This is a genomic window from Propionivibrio pelophilus DSM 12018 (assembly GCF_059569095.1).
In genome coordinates this window covers 19,354-38,990 of the sequence record NZ_JCANUT010000012.1, presented here as the reverse complement: position 1 = coordinate 38,990, position 19,637 = coordinate 19,354, and the positions used below count along the sequence as shown (strand labels likewise).

Genomic DNA, 19,637 nt, shown 5'->3' with positions numbered 1-19,637 from the left:
TCATTGATCGAGCCGGTTGCGCTCGTCGTCAACGCGAACGGCTTCACCGTCGATAACATTCGACTCATCCGCCGGCGCGCGGAACGGTGAATCCCGCATCGGTTCACGCATCTGCTCCTGCATCTGGCGCCGCAACGCACGGGTTTTCCACCAGAACCAGCCCCAGAACGCCAGGGCAACGATCGCCACGGCGACAAACACCACGGCCGAAAACATGAACGCGCCAATCAGCACGAGTACGCCGACCACGCCGCCGACAATCCGGGCCAGCAGACTTTGCTGCGGGCCACCGGAAGGGTCAAAGCTGATATTCATCATGGATTCCTGATCCTTCCATCGCCATGTCGACAGCCCTCTTCGACAAGTGCGAGGCAAACAATTCAATGAAATCGTATTCGAACCGGCGCAGGTAGACTCCCCGCCGCAGTCCGATACGGGTGGTGTTCAGGCCGAACAACTGCGACACATCGCGAGCCTGCAGGCCTTGGTCGCGGGCAGTATCGTAAGCCATGCTGGCGATGATCCCGAGCCCCAACCCGAGACTTACATAGGTCTTGATCACGTCGGCATCGATCGCCGCCAGGACGATGTTCGGCGTCAACTGCGCCCGCTCGAACGCCTTGTTGATACGCGAACGCCCGGCGAAAGCGGGATCGTAAGTGATCAGCGGCCAACGTGCCAGCGTAGCCAGCGTGATCGTTTCCTCGGACAGGATCGGATGCCCATCCGGCGCGACAACGCTGTGCCCCCACTGATAGCAGGGCAGCATGACCAGTTGCGGGTACTGGTCGAGCGCCTCCGTGGCGATGGCGATGTCTGCCTCGCCGTTCAGCGTCCACTCCGCGATTTGCGTCGGACTGCCCTGATGCATCGACAGCCGAACGTCCGGATGCCGTTCGACGAAATTCTTGACCACGGTCGGCAAGGCGTAACGCGCCTGGGTATGGGTCGTGGCGATGATCAGACTGCCGTTGTCCCCGCCCGCATACTCTTCGCTGACCCGCTTGATGTTGGACACCTCGCGCAGAATCCGCCCGGCGATGTCGAGCACCCGCTTGCCCGGCTCGGTGATCGCCGTCAGGCGCTTGCCGCTGCGCTCGAAGACGATGACCCCGAGCTCGTCCTCCAGCAGCTTGATCTGCTTGGACACCCCGGGCTGCGACGTGTACAGCACCTCCGCAGCCTCGGAGACATTGAGGCCACAGCGGGCGACTTCGACGAGATAACGCAACTGCTGGAGTTTCATTGCAACCGTTTAATAACGTTTAGGAATAACAATCTAACTTAATATTCTTTTTTGATCAAGTCAGTCGTACTACCATGCGGCATCGATCACCCATTCATGGCCTCGGCCAGAAGGACCACGCCCCATGTACCGTTACGACAGCATCGACCGACAAATCGTCAACGAGCGCGTCGCGCAGTATCGCAGTCAGATTGCCCGCAATCTGTCCGGTACGCTTTCCGATGACGAACTGAAACCCCTGCGCCTGCAGAACGGCCTGTACATCCAGCGGCACGGCCCGATGCTGCGCATCGCGATTCCCTACGGACTGCTGTCGGCAGACCAACTGCGCAAGCTCGCCGACATCTCGCGCCGCTACGACCGGAGCTACGGTCACTTCACGACACGCCAGAACCTGCAGCTCAACTGGCCGAAGTTCGAGGAGACGCCGGAAATTCTCGGCGAACTGGCGACCGTCGAGATGCACGCCATTCAGACGTCCGGCAACTGCATCCGCAACATCACCACCGACAAGTTCGCCGGCGTCGCCCCCGACGAGTTGACCGACCCGCGTCCGTACTGCGAGATTCTGCGCCAGTGGTCGACCTTCCATCCGGAGTTCGCCTTCCTGCCGCGCAAGTTCAAGATCGCCGTGAATGCCGCCGCTGAGGACCGCGCGGTGATCCGCACGCACGACGTCGGGCTGGAGGTTGTCCACGGAGAATCGGGGGAGATCGGCGTTCGCGTCTTCGCCGGCGGCGGCATGGGGCGCACGCCGGTGATCGGCAAGGTCGTGCGCGACTTCCTGCCGCGCCGGCACCTGCTCACCTACCTCGACGCGCTGATCCGCGTTTACAACCGCCACGGCCGCCGCGACAACCTGTACAAGGCACGCATCAAGATTCTGGTCAACGCGCTCGGCGTCGAGGAGTTCGCCCGTCAGGTCGAGGAGGAATGGTCGTTCCTCAGGGACGGCCCGGCGACGCTGACCGACGCGGAGTTCGACCGTGTCGCCGCGCATTTCGCGCCGCCGCCCTACGAATCGCTGCCGGAAAACGCCCCGGCGTTCACTGCTGCCGCGGCGGAAAACAAGGCCTTCGCCGGGTGGGTGAAACGCAGCGCGCACCCGCACCGCGTGCCCGGTTACGCCGCAGTGACGCTGTCGTTGAAAGCGCCCGGCAGCCCGCCCGGCGACATTTCCGATACGCAGATGGAGGCCATCGCCGACCTCGCCGACCGCTTCAGCTTCGGCGAACTGCGTGTCACGCACGAGCAGAACGTGGTCCTATCCGACGTGCGCCGGCGCGACCTGTTCGACATCTGGAGCATCGCCCGTACGCACGGTCTCGCCACCGCCAACATCGGCTTGCTGACCGACATGATCTGCTGCCCCGGCGGCGACCTCTGCGCGCTGGCCAACGCCCGTTCGGTACCGATCGCGCTGGCGGTGCAGGAGAAATTCGACGATCTCGACTACCTGCACGACCTCGGCGAGATCTCGTTGAACATCTCCGGCTGCATGAACTCGTGCGGCCACCACCACGTTGCCAACATCGGCGTGCTCGGCGTCGATAAGAACAATGAGGAGTGGTACCAGATCACAGTCGGCGGCCAGCAGGGCAACGCCGCGACGATCGGCAAGGTCATCGGCCCCTCATTCTCGGCCGAGGAAGTTCCGGACGTAATCGAGGCGCTGGTCTCCGTGTATCTCGAGCAGCGCTCGCCGGAGGAACGCTTCATCGACACGTTCAACCGCCTCGGCATCGAACCGTTCAAGGAACGCGCCTACCGCGGGCGCGACCGCAGGAAAACCGCAGCAAGCGAAGAAGGAGCCGCCCATGACTAAGATCATCAAGAATGAAAGCATCGTCGACGATACCTGGACGATTCTCAAGCTGGTCGAAGGCGAAACGCCGGAGGCAGTAGTGCTACTGGAACAGAACGTGATTGTCCCACTATCCGTCTGGCAGGCGCGCAAGGACGAACTCATCGGCCGCGGCCAACCACTCGGTGTCTGGCTCGACAGCAACGAAGGGCCGGAAGCCATTGCCGCCGATCTGAAGCACTTCACGCTCATCGCCATCAACTTCCCGAAATTCGCCGACGGCCGCGGCTTCTCAAGCGCCCGTCTGCTGCGCGAACGCTACGGCTACGCTGGCGAACTGCGTGCTATCGGTGACGTGCTGCAGGACCAACTCTACTTCTTGAAACGCTGCGGTTTCGACGCCTACGCGGTGCGCGCCGACAAGGATATCGAGGCAGCGCTCGCCGGGCTCAAAGACTTCTCAGAGTTCTACCAAGCCGCCGTCGACCAGCCGCAACCGCTGTTCCGCCGCCGAGCCGCATAAGGAGTTAACGTATGCCCCCGCTCCACATCCTCAATCTCGACGATACTGCGCTGCTCGACGCCGTATCGCGAAAGACGGAACAAGCCGTCACGCTGCTGAAAAGGATCGCTACCGAGTACTCGCCGGCGGCGCTGGCCAACAGTCTGGGCGCAGAGGACATGGTGCTCACCGATCTGATCTGCACGGAAAAGCTCGCCATCGAGAATTTCTCGCTCGATACCGGCCGCCTGCCGTCCGAAACCTGTGATCTGATCGCCGAGGTCAAGGAGCACTACGGCCTGAAACTCACGGTGTATTTCCCGCGCCACGAACTGGTTGAAGCCTACGTGCGCGAACACGGGATCAACGCTTTTTACGAATCGGTCGAACTGCGCAAGGGTTGCTGTCATGTACGCAAGGTCGAACCGCTGCAACGCGCGCTGTCAGGCAAGAAGGCCTGGATCACCGGCATGCGCGCCCAACAGTCAGCGATGCGCCAAGGCCTGCCGGTACAGGCGTTCGACGCAGTCAACGGCCTGGAAAAGTTCAACCCGCTCGCCGACTGGACGGAAAAGGAGGTCTGGGCCTACATCAAGCTCAACGACGTCCCCTACAACGCGTTGCACGACAAGCACTACCCGAGCATCGGCTGCGCCCCATGTACGCGCGCCATCACCGTCGGCGAGGACATCCGCGCCGGGCGGTGGTGGTGGGAACAACCTGAAAGCAAAGAATGCGGACTGCATGTGAAGAAACCCTGAGCGCCGAGAGCCGAATCATGACCACACTGACGAAACAAACACTGACCCACCTCGACTGGCTCGAATCCGAAGCCATCCATATCATGCGCGAGGTCGCCGGCCAGTGCGCCAACCCGGTGCTGCTGTTCTCCGGCGGCAAGGACTCGATCTGCATGCTGCGCATCGCCGAGAAGGCATTCCGCCCCGGCCGTTTCCCCTTTCCGCTGATGCACATCGACACCGGCCACAACTACAAGGAAGTGACCGACTACCGCGACAAGCGCGCCGCCGAACTCGGCGAGCGGCTCATCGTGCGTTCGGTGGAGGACTCGATGAAACGCAGCACCGTCGTTCTCAAATCAGCAGACGAATCGCGCAACAAGCACCAGTCGGTGACGCTGCTCGAAGCGATCGAGGAATTCGGCTTCGACGCCTGTATCGGCGGCGCCCGGCGCGACGAGGAAAAGGCTCGCGCAAAGGAACGCCTCTTCTCGTTCCGCGACGAATTCGGCCAATGGGACCCGAAGAACCAGCGCCCCGAGTTGTGGGACCTGTACAACGCCCGCGCCTTCAAGGGCGAGAACATCCGCGTCTTCCCGATCTCGAACTGGACCGAGTTCGACGTGTGGCAGTACATCGAGCGCGAAAACCTCGAACTGCCGTCGATCTACTACGCGCACACCCGCCCGGTGGTACGCAAGGCCGGCGGCCTGCTGCCGGTAACCGAGATCACGCCAGCCAAGCCGGAAGACAAGGTGGAATACCTGAAGGTGCGCTTCCGCACGGTCGGCGATATTACCTGCACCGCGCCCGTCGAGTCGGACGCCGACACGATCAGCAAGATCATCGCCGAGACCGCCGAAACGACGATCACCGAACGCGGCGCGACGCGCCTCGACGACCAGACATCGGAAGCGTCGATGGAACAGCGCAAGAAGGAAGGCTATTTCTGAGAATGGAGCTGCAACAAATGAACGCACCCGAAAAACTCCCGCCCCTCACCGACCACGGCCTGTTGCGCTTCCTCACCTGCGGCAGCGTCGACGACGGCAAGAGCACGCTGATCGGCCGACTGCTCTACGACACCAAGACCATCCTCGTCGACACCTTGCACGCCATTGAGCGCACGTCTAAGAAGCGTGGCATGGAGGCTATTGACCTTTCTCTGCTCACTGACGGCCTGCAGGCCGAGCGCGAACAGGGCATAACCATCGATGTCGCCTACCGCTACTTCACCACCGGCACGCGCAAATACATCATCGCCGACGCGCCGGGGCACGAGCAGTACACGCGCAACATGGTTACCGCCGCATCGACCGCTGATCTCGCCGTGATCCTGATCGACGCACGCAAGGGCGTGCTGACGCAGACTCGCCGCCACTCGTACCTCACGCACCTGGTCAACATTCCGCATCTTGTCGTCGCGGTGAACAAGATGGATCTCGTCGACTATTCGCAGGAGGTGTTCGACAAGATCATGGCCGACTATCTCGAATTCGCCGCGAAGCTCGGCATCGAAGACGTGCGCTTCATCCCGATGTCGGCGCTGAACGGCGACATGGTCGTCGAACACGGCGACCGGCTCGGCTGGTACCACGGCCCGACGCTGCTCGAGTTGCTGGAAACGGCCAACGCCTCGCACGTCGAGCATTCCGAGGACTTCCGCTTCCCGGTGCAATACGTCTGCCGCCCCCAGGATTCGGCCAACCCCGAACTGCACGACTACCGTGGCTTCATGGGGCGCGTCGAATCCGGCAGCATTGGTGTCGGCGACACCGTCACCGTCCTGCCGTCGGGCCGCGAGTCGCGCGTCAAGGATATCCGCATCCTCGATCAATCATTACAGATCGCCATCGCCGAACAGTCGATCACCCTCCTGCTCGAGGATGAGATCGACATCTCGCGCGGCGACATGATCGTCAAGAGCAACGAGCAACCTCTGGTGAGCAAGCAGATCGACGCGATGCTCTGCTGGCTTTCCGAAACCCCGCTCGACCCGCGCCGAAAATACCTGATCCGCCACACCACGCGCGACGCCAAGGCGATGATCGCCGGCATCGATTATCGTATGGAGGTCAACACGATGGAGCGGCAACCGGCGGAAAAGCTGGCGATGAACGATATCGCCCGGGTCAGCCTGAAGCTCGCGCAGCCGATCTTCCCCGACGCCTACACCCGCAATCGCAGCACCGGCGCCTTCATCGTAATCGACGAATCGACCAACAACACGGTCGGCGCGGGCATGCTCCTCTGATCCAACCTGGAAGAACGTGTCGAACACGCCCGGTGAAAACCGGGCGTTTCTCCCCTTCCCTTCCTGGCGTAGAATGCCGCGGCGCCTCTGCTCGCCACGAAAGCCGGCATGTCCCCTAGCCAGAACGATTCCGGGCCACAGCCCTTCCTTACCGAAACGTCCGCCCACAAGGGCGGCCCGCTGGCCGGCCTGCGCGTGCTGATCGCCGACCAGCACTTCACGGTCCGCACCTGGATGCGCGAACAGATGTCAGTCATCGGTGCCACATCGATCGCGATGGCGGCCAACGCTTCCGAACTGATGCGGATGGTACGCACCATCCCTTACGACATAGTGATCTGCGACCACCATCTCGATGAAAAACGCGATGGCCAGCAACTGCTGGAGGAACTGCGCTACGAGCACATCCTGCCTTTGCGCAGCGTATTCATCATCGCCACCGCGGAACGCAAGTACAACCACGTCGCGGCGGCGGCCGAGTTCGCCCCGGACGACTACCTGATCAAGCCCTACACGCCCGATCAGTTGTACACCCGCCTCGACCGTTCACTACAGAAGAAGAAGGCGCTCCGCCATGTTCTCGACCATCTTGAAGCCGATGAGCATGAGGCCGCCATTGCCGCCTGCGACAAAGCGATGCACAAGTCACCGCGCTACGTCCTCGACGCCCTGCGCCTGAAAGCGGAATCGCTGGTAACCCTCGGCCGGGCCGAGGAAGCGGCTTCGATCTACGAATCGATAATCGCCACCCGGGCGATTCCGTGGGCGCGGATGGGCTACGCGATGACGCTACAAAAGCAGCATCGCCTCGACGAGGCGAAGGACGAGGCGCAACGACTGAACGAGGAACATCCGGAATTCATCTCCGTTTACGACATGTTGGCGAAGATGCACGAGGAGGCCGGAGAATTCTCCAAGGCGATCGACTGTCTTGAACGCGCCTCGGCGATCACCTCGTCGAGCAGTACCGATCGGCTGCGGAAAATAGCCGACATCGCTGAAGTAGCCGGCGACCGGGAGAAGGTCATCAGCACGCTGAAACGCGTCGTCGATCGCACCAAGCGTTCCGCCCTCCTGAAGGTCGACGATTACCTGACGCTGACCCGCTCGCTTCTCGAAGAAGAGCGGGTCGACGAAGCGTCCCGGGTCGCCGAGGAAATGCGCACCGAGGCCAAGGACATCCAGGAGGGCAAGATGGGGACGGAAGTCGCCTCGGCCATGGTCCATCGCGGCAAGGGCCAGATGGACGCCGCGAAGACCTGCATGGAACGGGTCTTCGACATGCTCGACGCCAACCCGGCGGAGGCCTCGGACAACCTTGCCATGGAGATCGCCGAAGAAGCCGTCCAGCAAGGCAACGTCGAGCGGGCGACGGAACTCATCGCCAAGGTATCCGTAAAAGCGTCGTTACCGGGCAAGCTCAAGGCCCGGCTGAACGCCTGGCTGGAACCGGACGCCGCAGCGCAGAACAGTGATGCACAATCCGCGGCCCCGGGCGTCTCGCGCAAAGCCGTGCTTGCCGAGCAGATCGTCCTGTCGATGATTGAGACCATCGAGGAACTCGCGAAAAACTGGTCGGACGACGACGCCGCCAAGGCGCGTGAAAAGCTGATCGACGCATTCACCCTGCTACCACGCGACAAGCGCGTCATCAACGCACACATCCGCTACAACTCGATCGCCGTCAAGCACGGGGGAGAACGGCACTCCCCAACGACACGCAGCGAACCCGCGTAGCGCACCCATCTATGGAAGCTGGAATAGAACAGGCCCCGGAGCCTCGTTCAAGGCTTTCACATCAGCCGTGAAAGACATCTTCCTGATTCGACTGCTCTGGTATTTCCTGCGTCCTCAATGACGCCCCCCGCTCGCATCGCCCTCGGGGACGAATCGCCGTAACACGTGCCGGCTCATCCCTCTTGCCAATTCCTCCTCGCCAAAAAACACCTTCCCGACCCCGTCGCTTTCCAACAGCTCCAGTTCCGATTCACTATGGGTGCGCACGATGATCTCGATATCCGGATTGAGCGTACGGGCAATGGTGGTCATCTTCCGCACATCGACGGTATCCGGCGTGGCGACGACGAGCATCTCCGCGTCGACAATATGCGCCTGGATCAGCGTTCCCGGATCGTCGGCGGCATCACCGCACACGGCCGCGATGCCTTCCTTGCGCAGCGCCTCCACCCGCTCGCGGTTCTGTTCCGCGACGATTAACGGAATGCCGTTCTCGCCGAGCACGCAGGCGATCCGCCGGCCCACGCGGCCGTAGCCGACGAGGACCACCTGCCCCTTGAGGTACTTGCTCTCCGTTTCCATCGGCAGTTCGGCGAAGGGATCGGGGCGTTGTTCGAGTCGCCGTGCGATGGCGGAACGCGCGATGATCCACTCCCGCAGCGGCGTTGCGATGGCGAACAGCAGCGGATTCAGCGCAATCGAGATCAGCGCGCCGGCCAGCACCAGGCTCTGGCCTTCACCACTGAGCAAGCCCAGCGAGACGCCCAGACCCGCCAGGATGAAGGAGAACTCGCCGATCTGCGCAAGGCTCGCCGCCACGGTCAGGGCCGTGTTCAACGGATAGCGCAGGGCCAGCACCAGCGCCATCGCCGCCAGGGTTTTCCCGAGAATGATGATGGCCACCACAGCCAGCACCTTGAGCGGCGCTTCGACAACGACTACCGGATCAAAGAGCATCCCCACCGCAACGAAGAACAGTACCGCGAAGGCGTCGCGCAACGGCAGCGATTCGCTCGCTGCGCGATGGGCGAACTCCGACTCGCGCATGACCATCCCCGCGAAGAAAGCGCCCAAAGCAAACGACACGTTGAACAATGCGGAGGCGCCGTAGGCGATGCCGATGGCTGCCGCGATCACCGCCAGCGTGAACAACTCCTGCGAACCGCTGCGCGCGACAAGCCACAGCAACTTGGGTAACACGCGACGGCCGACCAGCAGCATCAGGGCGATGAACGCCGCAATCTGCAGCAACGTCTTGCCCAGCGCCAGCCAGAGCGACATCCCGCTTCCGGACGCTTCACCGTTCCCGCCGAGCAGGCCGGCGAGCGGCGGCAACAGGACGAGCACCAGCACCGTCGCCAGATCCTCGACCACCAGCCAGCCGACGGCAATCTGGCCGTTGTGCGTTTCGAGCAGGCCGCGCGACTCTAGCGCCTTGAGCAGAACCACGGTACTGGCGCAGGAAAGCGAAACGCCAAACACCAGCGCGGCACCGACACTCCATCCCCAGAAGGTTGCCACGCCCATTCCGAGCAGCGTCGCGAGCCCCATCTGCACCACGGCGCCGGGCACCGCGATACGCCGGACGGCCAGCAGATCATCGAGCGAAAAATGCAGGCCGACACCGAACATCAGCAACATCACGCCGATCTCGGCCAGTTGTGAGGCGGTGCTCATGTCCGCCACGAAACCCGGTGTCGCGGGACCGATCAGGATGCCGGCGACCAGATAGCCGACCATCGCCGGCAGGCGGCAGCGTTCGGCGAGGATGCCAAGGATCAGCGCAAACCCGAACGCGGCAGCAACAGTGGTGATCAGGGTGACTTCATGAGGCATCGGCAAGGCTCCGTGAAACGAAAACGGGTACCCCTCAAGGATACCCGCTTTCTGTTGCTGGCCTGCCGGCCCGGCAGTACGGAAAACCTAACGCGGTTTCGGTCGGTTTTTTACGACCGTGGCCTTCCCGGCAGCCGCGGCGGGCTTCTTCGGTGCTCTGGTGGCGGGGCCCTTTGCCGTCTTCCGCTCGTCAGGTGTCAACCGTTTTCTTGCCTGAGCAGCCGGACGTGCCTCGGCAAAGGGGTTTTCCGAGATGTTGAACTGGATGCGCAGTGGCGTTCCCTGCAGCTTGAACACATCCCGGAACGTATGCTCCAGGTAGCGCTGGTAGGAATCGGGCACCTTGTCGAGCGCATTGCCGTGGATCACGATCAGCGGCGGATTGCGCCCACCCTGGTGCGCGTAGCGCAGCTTCGGCCGGAAGATCCCGTTGCGCGGCGGCGACTGGCGGGAGACGGCATCGATCAGAGCCCGGGTCAGCTTCGGCGTGGACAGATCGATGGTCGCAGCACGATAGGCGGCATCGACCGAGCGGAACACCGCCTCCAACCCCTCGCCCTGGAGCGCGGAGACGTAATGGAACTTGGCGAAATCAAGGAACTTGAGGCGCACCTCGATTGTTTCCTTGATCTGCGTCCGCTTGTACGCGTCGAGGCCGTCCCACTTGTTGACCGCGACGACCAGCGCCCGCCCGGATTCGACGACGAAGCCGGCGATGTGTGCATCCTGGTCGGAAATATCCTGCCGCGCGTCGAGCACGAGAACGACCACGTTGGCATCCTCGATCGATTGCAGCGTCTTGATCACCGAGAATTTCTCGATCGACTCGAACACCTTGCCCTTGCGCCGCAATCCGGCAGTATCGACCAGCGTGTATTTTTTACCATTCCGCTCGAATTCCACCGAAATCGAATCGCGCGTCGTGCCCGGCTGGTCGAAGGCGATGACCCGCTCCTCGCCGATCAGCGCGTTGATCATCGTGCTCTTGCCGACGTTCGGCCGGCCGACGATGGCCACCTTCAGCTTGTCGCTCTTGCCCTCGTCCTCCTCGGGCTCGGGGAAAGGTTCGAGCACCTGCTCGACCAGGCCACGCACGCCTTCGCCGTGCGTCGCCGAAATCGCGTAGGGGTCTCCCAGACCGAGTTCGTGGAAATCGGCGATCACCACGCCGCGGTTCATCCCCTCGGACTTGTTGACCGCGACGCGAACCGGCCGCTGCGCACGGCGCAGCTTGTTGGCGATTTCCTTGTCGAGCGCGGTGATGCCGACGCGCCCGTCGACCACGAAGATGATCGCGTCCGCCTCGGCGATGGCCTGCTCGGCCTGGCGCGCCATCTCGTGCATGATGCCGTCCTTGGCCAGCGGTTCGAAGCCGCCGGTATCGACCACCAGATAGGGCTTGGTCCCCACCTTGCCGTGGCCGTAATGGCGGTCGCGTGTCAGACCGGGGATGTCGGCGACCAGCGCATCACGCGAGCGGGTCAGCCGGTTGAAGAGGGTCGATTTGCCGACATTCGGCCGGCCGACGATGGCGATGGTGGGCTTCATTCTGCCTCGATAGCGAAAAGACCGCCCTTGCTGGTCTGCACCAGAAGATTCCGGCCAAGGGGCTGCGACGGAGCGACAACAGCGCTGCCGTCGGTGGTCAGGCGCGCTGCAAAGGCGCCGTCTTCACGGTTCAGGAAATGGACGACGCCCTGCACATCGGCAACGGCAACGAGGTTGCGGCGCACCACCGGCGCAGAAACCCGGCGCAGCGAAAGTGCATCCTGCTTCCAGAGGCTGGCGCCACTGGCCAGATCGAGCGCGTGCACGGCGCCCTTGTCATCCGAAACGAAAAGGTGGCGCGAATCCATCGCCAAGCCGACGGAGCTCGACACGTCGCGCGCCCAGATCAGGTTGCCGTTGCCCAGATCGAAACAGGCCACGCGGCCCTGATAGGCCACCGCGCAGATGATCCGCCCGGCAATGACCGGCGAACTGGAAATATCGGCGATCCGCTCAAGTTCGGTCGTCCCCTTCGGCAAGGCAACCGTACCCTCCCAGACTGGCGCACCGTTGGAAAGATTCACGGCGATCAGCTTGCCCCCGGGGAACCCGGCGAATACGTACTTGCCGTCGATCACCGGGGCCGCCGTCGCGCGCAAGGAGAGCGCCGGCGCCGGACGCTGGAAAATCCACTTGCGCTTGCCGTCGGCGGCATTGTAGGCGATCAGGCGGTTGTCGCCGCTGCGGACAATAACGAGTCCCTCACCCACCGCCGGAGGCGCCAGGATTTCGCTCGTCGCCTTGGCCTTCCAGGCCAGCTTGCCATCGGCAGCGCTGAAGACCAGCAGGTCGCCTTCCGGCGAGCCGACCGCCACCAGACGGCCATCGGTACCGACACCGGCTGACAGCTTCTGATCCGCTTCGACCTTCCAGGCCGTCTTACCGTCGTCGATCCGCGTCAGCACGCCATTGTTGCCGGCCGCATAGACGGAGGAACCGGAAACAGCCGGCGTAAAGATATAGTCAGCCCCCTTGCCGATGCTCTCCTGCCAGACGACACGCGTCTGGGCAGTGGCGGTAAATGGCTTGAGTTCGGCCATTTTCGGCCCCTTCTTGGCGAACGGATTGATCGCATCAAGCGACGCGCATCCGGCGACCAAGGCAAGCAGGGGAATGAGGACAAGGCTGCGGCGCATTACTTCGCCCCGCCCAGGGCGTCGATCTTCTGGTTCATCAGCTCGCGGGCCACAGCATTCGAGCGGCCCTGCCATTCCTGCCCTGCCGCGCCGCTCTTGCCGGTCTTGACCAGTTCATCCAGCTTGGCCAGCGCTGCCTGATAGGCCGCGACTGCTTCAGGCTTCTTCCCTTGCGCGGCAAGAACGTCACCGCGCATGTCGAGGAAACGCGCCTCGAAGGCCGGTCCAGAGGCGCCTTCCAGCTGCTTGAGCGCCTCATCGTAGGCTTTCTCGTCGAGCAGCAGCGCAGCCAGGCGCAGACGCGCCAGATCGCGCAACTCGTTGGTGGCATGCTCGACGGCCCAGACCAGCTGCGCCTTCGCCGTCTGCACATCACCGCTGTCGACCATCGCCTTGGCGGACACCAGCGCGGCCATTTCGGCATACGCCGTCCTGCCGAATTTCTCCAGCAGTTCGCCGCTCGCCGCCTTCACCTTCTGCGTATCGTTTGCCTGCGCGGCTTGCTGCAGGACGCTATAGACCATAGACGCCTGCGCGGTCTGGTTGCGCTGATACCAGTTCCAGCCCTGCCAGGCCAGCACCAGCAGCGCGATGACCGTGGCCGCATTGACCAGCCGGTTACCGTATTGCTTCCACCAGGCTCTTATCTCGGCAATCTGTTCCTGTTCTTCAAGATCGTAGGCAGCCATCAGGCGTCGTCTCCATCGAAAAATGCGTTCATGATTTCGTCAGCGACGAGGTCGACGCTGACACGTTTCTGTTCGTTGCGCAGGCCCTGGCCTTCTTCGGCACGCAGGGGCTTCAGCGTCACTTCGCCGGCGCTGGCCTCGTCGTCGCCGATGATTATCGCGAACATCGCGCCGGAAGCATCGGCCTTCTTCATCTGCGACTTGAAGCTGCCGCCACCGCAGTTGAAGAGCACGTTGATGCCTTGGTCGCGCAAGCCCTCGGCAAGCCGCGGCGCCATGCGCGAGGCCGCGTCGCCCTGATGCACCAGATAGACATCGACGCCTTCCAGCTCCGGTTCGACGCCCGATTCGCGAATCAGCGTCACCAGCCGCTCGACGCCCATGGCGAAGCCGCACGCCGGCGTCGGCTTGCCGCCCAGTTGCTCGACAAGACCGTCGTAACGCCCGCCGGCGCAGACCGTTCCTTGTGCACCGAGGCGATCGGTGACCCATTCGAAGACGGTCAGGTTGTAGTAATCGAGCCCGCGCACCAGGCGCGGATTGATTTCGTAGGGGATGCCGACATCGCGCAGGATCTGCTGGACACCCTCGAAGTGCGCGAGCGATTCGGCGCCCAGATGGGCCATCAGCTGCGGCGCCCCGGCGATCATCTCCTGCATCGTCGGGTTCTTGCTGTCGAGAATGCGCAAGGGGTTGGTGTAGAGGCGGCGCCTGGCGTCCTCGTCCAGCAGGTCGGCGTACTTTTCGAAGTAGGCGATCAGTTCAGCGCGGTAGTTCGCCCGCTCCTCAAGCTGCCCCAGCGAGTTCAGCTGCAACTTGATGCCGTCGAGGCCAAGGTCGTCCCACAGGCGCGCGCACATGAGAATCTGCTCGGCGTCGATATCCGGGCCGGCAAACCCGAACGACTCGATGCCAACCTGGTTGAACTGGCGGTAGCGCCCCTTCTGCGGCCGTTCGTGGCGGAACATCTGCCCCATGTAGTAGAGGCGCTGCGGACGCTGCGCTGCCAGATTGTGCTGGATCACCGCCCGTACGCAACCGGCGGTGCCTTCGGGCCGCAGCGTCAGTTGCTCGCCGTTCAGGCAGTCCTCGAAGGAATACATTTCCTTCTCGACGATGTCGGTCACTTCGCCGATCGCCCGCTTGAACAGCGGTGTCGGTTCGACGATCGGCAGACGGATCGGCCGGTAGCCATAGCTTTTCAGCCAGGAGCGAATCGTTTCCTCGAAGAGTTCCCAAAGCTCGGATTCACCGGGCAGGATGTCGTTCATCCCGCGCACGGACTGGATTGTCTGACTCATGATTGCGGAGCGTTCTTTCTTGTGTAGGTTCGTGCCACGTAGCGATCCACGATGGCGGTAAATTCCTCGGCTATGTTCTCGCCGCGCAGGGTGACGGTCTTCACACCGTCCTCAAAGACGGGCGCCGCCGGCGCCTCGCCGGTTCCCGGCAGGCTGATGCCGATGTTGGCGTGCTTGCTCTCGCCGGGACCATTGACCACGCAGCCCATGACGGCCAGCGTCATGTTCTCGACGCCGTCGAATTCCTCGCGCCAGCGCGGCATCTTCTCGCGCACGTAATTCTGGATGCGCTGAGCCAGTTCCTGGAAGAAGGTGCTGGTCGTCCGGCCGCAGCCGGGGCAGGCGGTGACCATCGGCGTAAAGGCGCGCAGTCCCATGGTCTGCAGCATTTCCTGGGCAACCACGACTTCCTGGGTACGCTGGCCGCCCGGCTCCGGGGTCAGCGAAACGCGGATGGTGTCGCCGATGCCTTCCTGCAACAGCACGGCCATCGCCGCCGTCGAAGCAACGATGCCCTTGGAGCCCATCCCCGCCTCGGTCAGACCGAGATGCAAGGCGTAATCGGACTGACGGGACAACTCGCGGTAGATGCCGATCAGGTCCTGCACGCCGGAAACCTTGCAGGACAGGATGATGTGATCGCCGGGCAGGCCGAATTCTTCCGCCTTTCGCGCCGATTCCAGCGCCGAGGCAACCATCGCCTCGCGCATCACCCCGACCGCGTCGAGCGGCTGCGGCCGCTTGGCGTTGTCGTCCATGATTCGGGCCAGCAGATCCTGATCGAGGCTGCCCCAGTTGACGCCGATACGCACCGCCTTGTCGTACTTGCAGGCGATCTCGATCATCTGTGCGAACTGCTCGTCGCGCTTCTTGCCGTGCCCGACGTTGCCGGGGTTGATCCGGTACTTGGCAAGCCGCTGCGCGCACTCCGGATGATCCGCCAGCAGGCGGTGGCCGTTGTAGTGAAAATCACCGATCAGCGGCACATCGACGCCCATGCGCTCCAGCTGCTCGCAGATCTTCGGCACGGCCGCCGCGGCTTCCGGTGTATTGACGGTGATGCGCACCAGTTCCGATCCGGCGCGCGCCAGTTCCGCGCACTGAATGGCGGTCTTCACCACATCGGCGGTGTCGGTATTGGTCATCGACTGCACGACGACCGGCGCTTCGCCGCCGACGAGAATCTTGCCGACTTTCACGGCCCGCGTCAGGCGACGCTTGATGGAAGTACTCATGCTCATTCGAGGGTCAGGCGGGCGACATCGCCCTTGCTGCGGATGGCCATCAGGTCGACGGGCTTGCCGCGAAACTGCAGCGTTACCCGCGAGGCGTTGCCGATCACCAGCGCAAACGGCGGCTGGCCAGTAACTTCACGCTGGCTCCCGGCCTGGTTCAATTGGGAAAAAACGATTTCTCCGCTGCGGTCGCGTACCTCGACCCAGGATGGCTGGGAAAAGCTGAAATACAACGCGTCGCCACCTGCCGGCGCCACCGGTGTCACAACGGCCGACGCAACCGGGACAGGCGGAACGGTTGGCATACTCTCTTGTGGAGTAGGCAGTACGGGTGTCGCCGGTATCGAAGCGGGAGCCGGAACCGGAGCAGGTACGGGAGCCGGCTCAGCCGGTACTGCCGGCGCGACGGGAACGGGAGCCACCGGCACGGGCTCCGCAGCGACATCGCCCGCAGGCATGTCCGCCCCGGCAGGAACCGGCGTCGAGTCCGTGACCACCACAGCCTTGATCCGTTCAACGACCGACCGCCACGTTTCCGGCGGCAACAGCAGGTAGGCTGCTAGCGCCAGCAGCAGGATGATCAACCCGGAAATGATCCTGAAATAATCCCTTCGATCGGCACGCCCTTCCCGCGGCATGCTCACCGGCGTCCCGACATCGACACGCAGTTCCGGCCGTTGCGGCAACGGCATGTGCTCAAGGCCGTCCATCAACTGCGCCGGATCAAGGCCGAGATGACGCGCATAGTTGCGCACGAAGCCGCGAATGACCGACTTGGGCAGTCCCGACCATTCGTTCGCTTCGATGTCCGCCACCTGGCGCGGGCTCAGCTTGAGCGCGAAGGCCGCGTCTTCGATCGACAGTCGTTTCGCTTCGCGCGCCGCACGCAGCTTTCCACCGACATCCGCCGACGGATCGGGACGATTCTCGTCGCTCCCGACCGGAGCTGCATCGCTCACGGCCTCATTGGCGAGTCGCTCTCCGCTCATTCGAAATCCCCCTTCAAATACGCCTGATACTCGCTGGAGTCAGGAAATTTGCGCCGCAGCTGGGCGGCCAGGCTCTCTTCATCGACCCTGTTGCCCAAGCGACGCTCGACGCGCAGCGACAACCAGAGAATCTGCGGCCCGGGGCTGGAATGCCGCACCGCGTCCAGGAGTTGCTTTCTCGCCGCGTCGTAGTTGCCGCGCTTGTAGAAAACATTCGCGAGATGAAACAGCGCCTGCGGGTTTTCCGGCGACAGACGCAATGCCCTGCGCAAGTAATCTTCCGCCCGGTCGAGTTCGCCGAGCTGAACTAGGCACTCGCCGACGTTCATGTAGGCCAGCTCCGGCGTCTGGTACAACGGATTGCCGAGCGCCTGCTCGAAGTAGCCGATCGACTCCTTCGCCCGCCCGGTGTGGCACAGGAACCAACCGAAGTTGTTGTTGATGTCGGAGTTGCGCGGCTCCAGGGTCAGCGCCCGGCGGAAATCCTTTTCCGCAGAGTCGTATTCCTTCACGTGATAAAGAATCAGACCACGCGTACTGAACGCCGGCGCATAGTCCGGATCGATCGCGGCGGCCAGCGTCAACTCCTCAAGGGCGACGATCAGCTTGCCGTCCTGGAAATACAGCGAGCCGAGTTCCGTATGCACCTTGGCCCGGGTTCGCGCATCCTTAGGCGCAGGCATGACGCCAACCATCGTCTGCGCCTGTGTTTGTTGCTGTTCCTGGGGCTGTTGCTGCAGGACGTTCATGCCTGAACAGCCGAGCAAGCCGACGGAAACAACGCAGACCATCCTTCCGAGAACCCTCATCATTGTCGTTTTTCCTCGTGGATAGGGATGACCCCGCCCGCGGTACGGCGCGTCTTGTCGCGCACCTGCCCGGCCAGTTGCCCGCACGCTGCATCGATGTCATCGCCACGGGTCTTGCGCGTCGTCGTCACGATGCCAGCGCTCATCAGGATATCGGCGAAGGCGCGGATACGCGGCGCCGGCGAGCGACGGAAGGGCGAAGCCGGAAACGGATTGAACGGAATCAGGTTGAATTTGCAGGGAACGTCACGCGTCAGGGCCAGCAATTGCCGGGCGTGCGCATCGGAGTCGTTCACCCCGTCGAGCATCACGTACTCGAAGGTCACGAAATCGCGCGGCGCCTTTTCCAGGTAACGCTTGCAGGCCGCCATCAGTTCGCGCAGCGGGTACTTTCGGTTGATCGGCACCAGTTCGTCGCGTAGCGCATCATTCGGCGCATGCAGCGACACAGCGAGCGCCACCGGGCACTCGTCGCGCAGCCGGTCCATCACCGGAACCAGGCCGGACGTGGAAACAGTCACACGCCGGCGCGACAAGCCGTAGGCGTTGTCGTCAAGCATCAGGCGCAAGGCCGTGACCGCATTCTCGAAATTGGCCAGCGGCTCGCCCATTCCCATCAACACCACATTGCTGATGATCCGCTCGCCGTTGGGATCGGCGCCGAGCGCGCGATTGGCCTGCCATAGCTGGCCGATGATCTCGGCCACCGTCAGGTTGCGGTTGAATCCCTGCTTGCCGGTAGAACAAAAGGCGCAGTCGAGCGCGCAACCGGCCTGCGTGGACACGCAGAGCGTCCCCCGGTCGTCCTCGGGAATGAAGACGGTCTCGACAGCATTGCCGCCACCGACGTCGAACAGGAACTTGCGTGTACCGTCGTCGGAAAGCCGGTCGGAAACGATCGCCGGTGGGACGATCGCCGCCACCTGCTTGAGCTTCTCGCGCAGGCTCTTGGCAATATCGGTCATCGCATCGAAATCGCTCTGCCCGAAACGATGCATCCAGCGCAGCACCTGCCGCGCACGGAAAGGCTTCTCGCCCAGCCCGGCAAAATAGGCCGTGAGGCCGGCTGCATCGAAATCAAGCAGATTGACGGTCATGCAACGACTCGTTGACGTCGTCGGGTCAGCGCCCGGAATAGACGTTCATTTCAGGGAAGAAGAAGGCGATCTCGACCTTCGCCGTTTCCGGACCGTCTGATCCGTGCACGGCGTTGGCGTCGATCGACTGGGCGAAATCGGCGCGGATGGTGCCGGGAGCCGCTTTCTTGGGATCGGTGGCCCCCATCAGGTCGCGGTTCTTGGCGATCGCCTCCTCGCCTTCCAGCACCTGAATCATCACCGGCCCGGAGGTCATGAACTCGACGAGTTCGCCGAAGAAGGGACGTTCCTTGTGCACCGCGTAGAACTGACCGGCTTCCTGCGGCGAGAGCCAGGCCATTTTCGATGCGACGATCTTCAGCCCGTTGGATTCGAAACGGGAATAGATCTTTCCGATCACATTCTTGGCGACGGCATCAGGTTTGATGATGGAAAGGGTGCGTTCGATAGCCATGAAATCATTCTCCACGAGGATTAAAAAGGATAAACAGCTGACACGACAGAATGGATGCCCGGAAAACCCTATATTGTACCAATATCCCTTTGCCGGGTACCGTGCCGGTCGACAAGGCAGAAATCATCCTCTTCCTGATACATCCAGCCACCGGGCTTGCCGCAGGCGACTGCAGAAGGTACCATGATTTCATTCGACCACACCCCATTTCCAATCAATAAATTAGCGTGATTACTTGGGGTATTTTTTCAAGTTGAGAC

18 protein-coding genes are annotated in these 19,637 nt (G+C 62.7%); 6 read left to right on the top strand and 12 right to left on the bottom strand.

Annotated features, from left to right (window positions below; all coding sequences use genetic code 11):
* The gene (locus BO74_RS07510; protein ID WP_496441230.1) at positions 1-315 is read right to left on the bottom strand and encodes a hypothetical protein; all 315 of its coding nucleotides are present in this window, start codon (positions 313-315) and stop codon (positions 1-3) included.
* Entirely contained in the window at positions 299-1,246 is a 948-nt protein-coding gene (cysB, locus tag BO74_RS07505) for an HTH-type transcriptional regulator CysB (protein ID WP_496441229.1), read from the bottom strand. The genes BO74_RS07510 and cysB overlap by 17 nt, the downstream gene beginning before the upstream one ends.
* Positions 1,247-1,370: 124 nt before the next feature.
* On the opposite strand from cysB, the gene BO74_RS07500 reads away from it, so the two are divergent.
* From BO74_RS07500 to BO74_RS07475, 6 genes are all read left to right on the top strand, one after another.
* Positions 1,371-3,071, top strand: coding sequence for a nitrite/sulfite reductase (locus BO74_RS07500; RefSeq protein ID WP_496441228.1), 1,701 nt, complete (start codon positions 1,371-1,373; stop codon positions 3,069-3,071).
* Positions 3,064-3,573 carry a DUF934 domain-containing protein gene (locus BO74_RS07495; protein WP_496441227.1) on the top strand — a complete coding sequence of 170 codons (510 nt, stop codon included), beginning with the start codon at positions 3,064-3,066 and terminating at the stop codon, positions 3,571-3,573. Before BO74_RS07500 ends, BO74_RS07495 begins: the two co-directional genes overlap by 8 nt.
* A gap of 11 nt (positions 3,574-3,584) precedes the next feature.
* Positions 3,585-4,313 carry a phosphoadenylyl-sulfate reductase gene (locus BO74_RS07490; RefSeq protein WP_496441225.1) on the top strand — a complete coding sequence of 243 codons (729 nt, stop codon included), beginning with the start codon at positions 3,585-3,587 and terminating at the stop codon, positions 4,311-4,313.
* A 17-nt stretch (positions 4,314-4,330) separates the two neighbouring features.
* Positions 4,331-5,245, top strand: coding sequence for a sulfate adenylyltransferase subunit CysD (cysD, locus tag BO74_RS07485; protein WP_496441224.1), 915 nt, complete (start codon positions 4,331-4,333; stop codon positions 5,243-5,245).
* Positions 5,246-5,262: 17 nt separating this feature from the next.
* Positions 5,263-6,546 (top strand): sulfate adenylyltransferase subunit CysN, encoded by a 1,284-nt coding sequence (gene cysN / locus BO74_RS07480; RefSeq protein ID WP_496441223.1) that lies wholly within the window; start codon positions 5,263-5,265, stop codon positions 6,544-6,546.
* Between the two features lie 108 nt (positions 6,547-6,654).
* Positions 6,655-8,283 carry a response regulator gene (locus BO74_RS07475; protein ID WP_496441221.1) on the top strand — a complete coding sequence of 543 codons (1,629 nt, stop codon included), beginning with the start codon at positions 6,655-6,657 and terminating at the stop codon, positions 8,281-8,283.
* Between the two features lie 114 nt (positions 8,284-8,397).
* Here the strand turns inward: BO74_RS07475 and BO74_RS07470 are convergent, their stop codons facing one another.
* The 10 genes from BO74_RS07470 to ndk all read right to left on the bottom strand — a co-directional run bounded on the left by BO74_RS07470 (position 8,398) and on the right by ndk (position 19,377).
* Positions 8,398-10,119: a cation:proton antiporter domain-containing protein gene (locus BO74_RS07470; RefSeq protein ID WP_496441220.1), complete on the bottom strand. Its 1,722-nt coding sequence runs from the start codon at positions 10,117-10,119 to the stop codon at positions 8,398-8,400.
* 87 nt (positions 10,120-10,206) lie between these two features.
* Positions 10,207-11,667, bottom strand: coding sequence for a ribosome biogenesis GTPase Der (der, locus tag BO74_RS07465; protein WP_496441218.1), 1,461 nt, complete (start codon positions 11,665-11,667; stop codon positions 10,207-10,209).
* Positions 11,664-12,803 (bottom strand): outer membrane protein assembly factor BamB, encoded by a 1,140-nt coding sequence (gene bamB, locus BO74_RS07460; protein ID WP_496441217.1) that lies wholly within the window; start codon positions 12,801-12,803, stop codon positions 11,664-11,666. Before bamB ends, der begins: the two co-directional genes overlap by 4 nt.
* Positions 12,803-13,492 (bottom strand): YfgM family protein, encoded by a 690-nt coding sequence (locus tag BO74_RS07455; RefSeq protein ID WP_496441215.1) that lies wholly within the window; start codon positions 13,490-13,492, stop codon positions 12,803-12,805. The genes bamB and BO74_RS07455 overlap by 1 nt, the downstream gene beginning before the upstream one ends.
* Positions 13,492-14,793, bottom strand: a complete 1,302-nt coding sequence (gene hisS, locus BO74_RS07450) for a histidine--tRNA ligase (protein WP_496441214.1) — start codon at positions 14,791-14,793, stop codon at positions 13,492-13,494. Before hisS ends, BO74_RS07455 begins: the two co-directional genes overlap by 1 nt.
* Positions 14,790-16,028 carry a flavodoxin-dependent (E)-4-hydroxy-3-methylbut-2-enyl-diphosphate synthase gene (ispG, locus tag BO74_RS07445; protein WP_496441213.1) on the bottom strand — a complete coding sequence of 413 codons (1,239 nt, stop codon included), beginning with the start codon at positions 16,026-16,028 and terminating at the stop codon, positions 14,790-14,792. The genes hisS and ispG overlap by 4 nt, the downstream gene beginning before the upstream one ends.
* Before the next feature lie 2 nt (positions 16,029-16,030).
* Positions 16,031-17,017 carry a helix-turn-helix domain-containing protein gene (locus tag BO74_RS07440; protein WP_496441212.1) on the bottom strand — a complete coding sequence of 329 codons (987 nt, stop codon included), beginning with the start codon at positions 17,015-17,017 and terminating at the stop codon, positions 16,031-16,033.
* The gene (gene pilW, locus BO74_RS07435; protein ID WP_496441210.1) at positions 17,014-17,829 is read right to left on the bottom strand and encodes a type IV pilus biogenesis/stability protein PilW; all 816 of its coding nucleotides are present in this window, start codon (positions 17,827-17,829) and stop codon (positions 17,014-17,016) included. Before pilW ends, BO74_RS07440 begins: the two co-directional genes overlap by 4 nt.
* Entirely contained in the window at positions 17,826-18,923 is a 1,098-nt protein-coding gene (rlmN, locus tag BO74_RS07430) for a dual-specificity RNA methyltransferase RlmN (RefSeq protein ID WP_496441209.1), read from the bottom strand. Before rlmN ends, pilW begins: the two co-directional genes overlap by 4 nt.
* A 25-nt stretch (positions 18,924-18,948) precedes the next feature.
* Positions 18,949-19,377, bottom strand: coding sequence for a nucleoside-diphosphate kinase (gene ndk / locus BO74_RS07425; RefSeq protein WP_305073639.1), 429 nt, complete (start codon positions 19,375-19,377; stop codon positions 18,949-18,951).
* Positions 19,378-19,637 lie beyond the last annotated feature (260 nt).

Coding starts and splice junctions, on each gene's coding strand:
- BO74_RS07510 (WP_496441230.1), bottom strand. CDS start 315: ATGAATATCAGCTTTGACCCTTCCGGTGGCCCGCAGCAAAGTCTGCTG.
- cysB (WP_496441229.1), bottom strand. CDS start 1,246: ATGAAACTCCAGCAGTTGCGTTATCTCGTCGAAGTCGCCCGCTGTGGC.
- BO74_RS07500 (WP_496441228.1), top strand. CDS start 1,371: ATGTACCGTTACGACAGCATCGACCGACAAATCGTCAACGAGCGCGTC.
- BO74_RS07495 (WP_496441227.1), top strand. CDS start 3,064: ATGACTAAGATCATCAAGAATGAAAGCATCGTCGACGATACCTGGACG.
- BO74_RS07490 (WP_496441225.1), top strand. CDS start 3,585: ATGCCCCCGCTCCACATCCTCAATCTCGACGATACTGCGCTGCTCGAC.
- cysD (WP_496441224.1), top strand. CDS start 4,331: ATGACCACACTGACGAAACAAACACTGACCCACCTCGACTGGCTCGAA.
- cysN (WP_496441223.1), top strand. CDS start 5,263: ATGAACGCACCCGAAAAACTCCCGCCCCTCACCGACCACGGCCTGTTG.
- BO74_RS07475 (WP_496441221.1), top strand. CDS start 6,655: ATGTCCCCTAGCCAGAACGATTCCGGGCCACAGCCCTTCCTTACCGAA.
- BO74_RS07470 (WP_496441220.1), bottom strand. CDS start 10,119: ATGCCTCATGAAGTCACCCTGATCACCACTGTTGCTGCCGCGTTCGGG.
- der (WP_496441218.1), bottom strand. CDS start 11,667: ATGAAGCCCACCATCGCCATCGTCGGCCGGCCGAATGTCGGCAAATCG.
- bamB (WP_496441217.1), bottom strand. CDS start 12,803: ATGCGCCGCAGCCTTGTCCTCATTCCCCTGCTTGCCTTGGTCGCCGGA.
- BO74_RS07455 (WP_496441215.1), bottom strand. CDS start 13,492: ATGGCTGCCTACGATCTTGAAGAACAGGAACAGATTGCCGAGATAAGA.
- hisS (WP_496441214.1), bottom strand. CDS start 14,793: ATGAGTCAGACAATCCAGTCCGTGCGCGGGATGAACGACATCCTGCCC.
- ispG (WP_496441213.1), bottom strand. CDS start 16,028: ATGAGTACTTCCATCAAGCGTCGCCTGACGCGGGCCGTGAAAGTCGGC.
- BO74_RS07440 (WP_496441212.1), bottom strand. CDS start 17,017: ATGAGCGGAGAGCGACTCGCCAATGAGGCCGTGAGCGATGCAGCTCCG.
- pilW (WP_496441210.1), bottom strand. CDS start 17,829: ATGATGAGGGTTCTCGGAAGGATGGTCTGCGTTGTTTCCGTCGGCTTG.
- rlmN (WP_496441209.1), bottom strand. CDS start 18,923: ATGACCGTCAATCTGCTTGATTTCGATGCAGCCGGCCTCACGGCCTAT.
- ndk (WP_305073639.1), bottom strand. CDS start 19,377: ATGGCTATCGAACGCACCCTTTCCATCATCAAACCTGATGCCGTCGCC.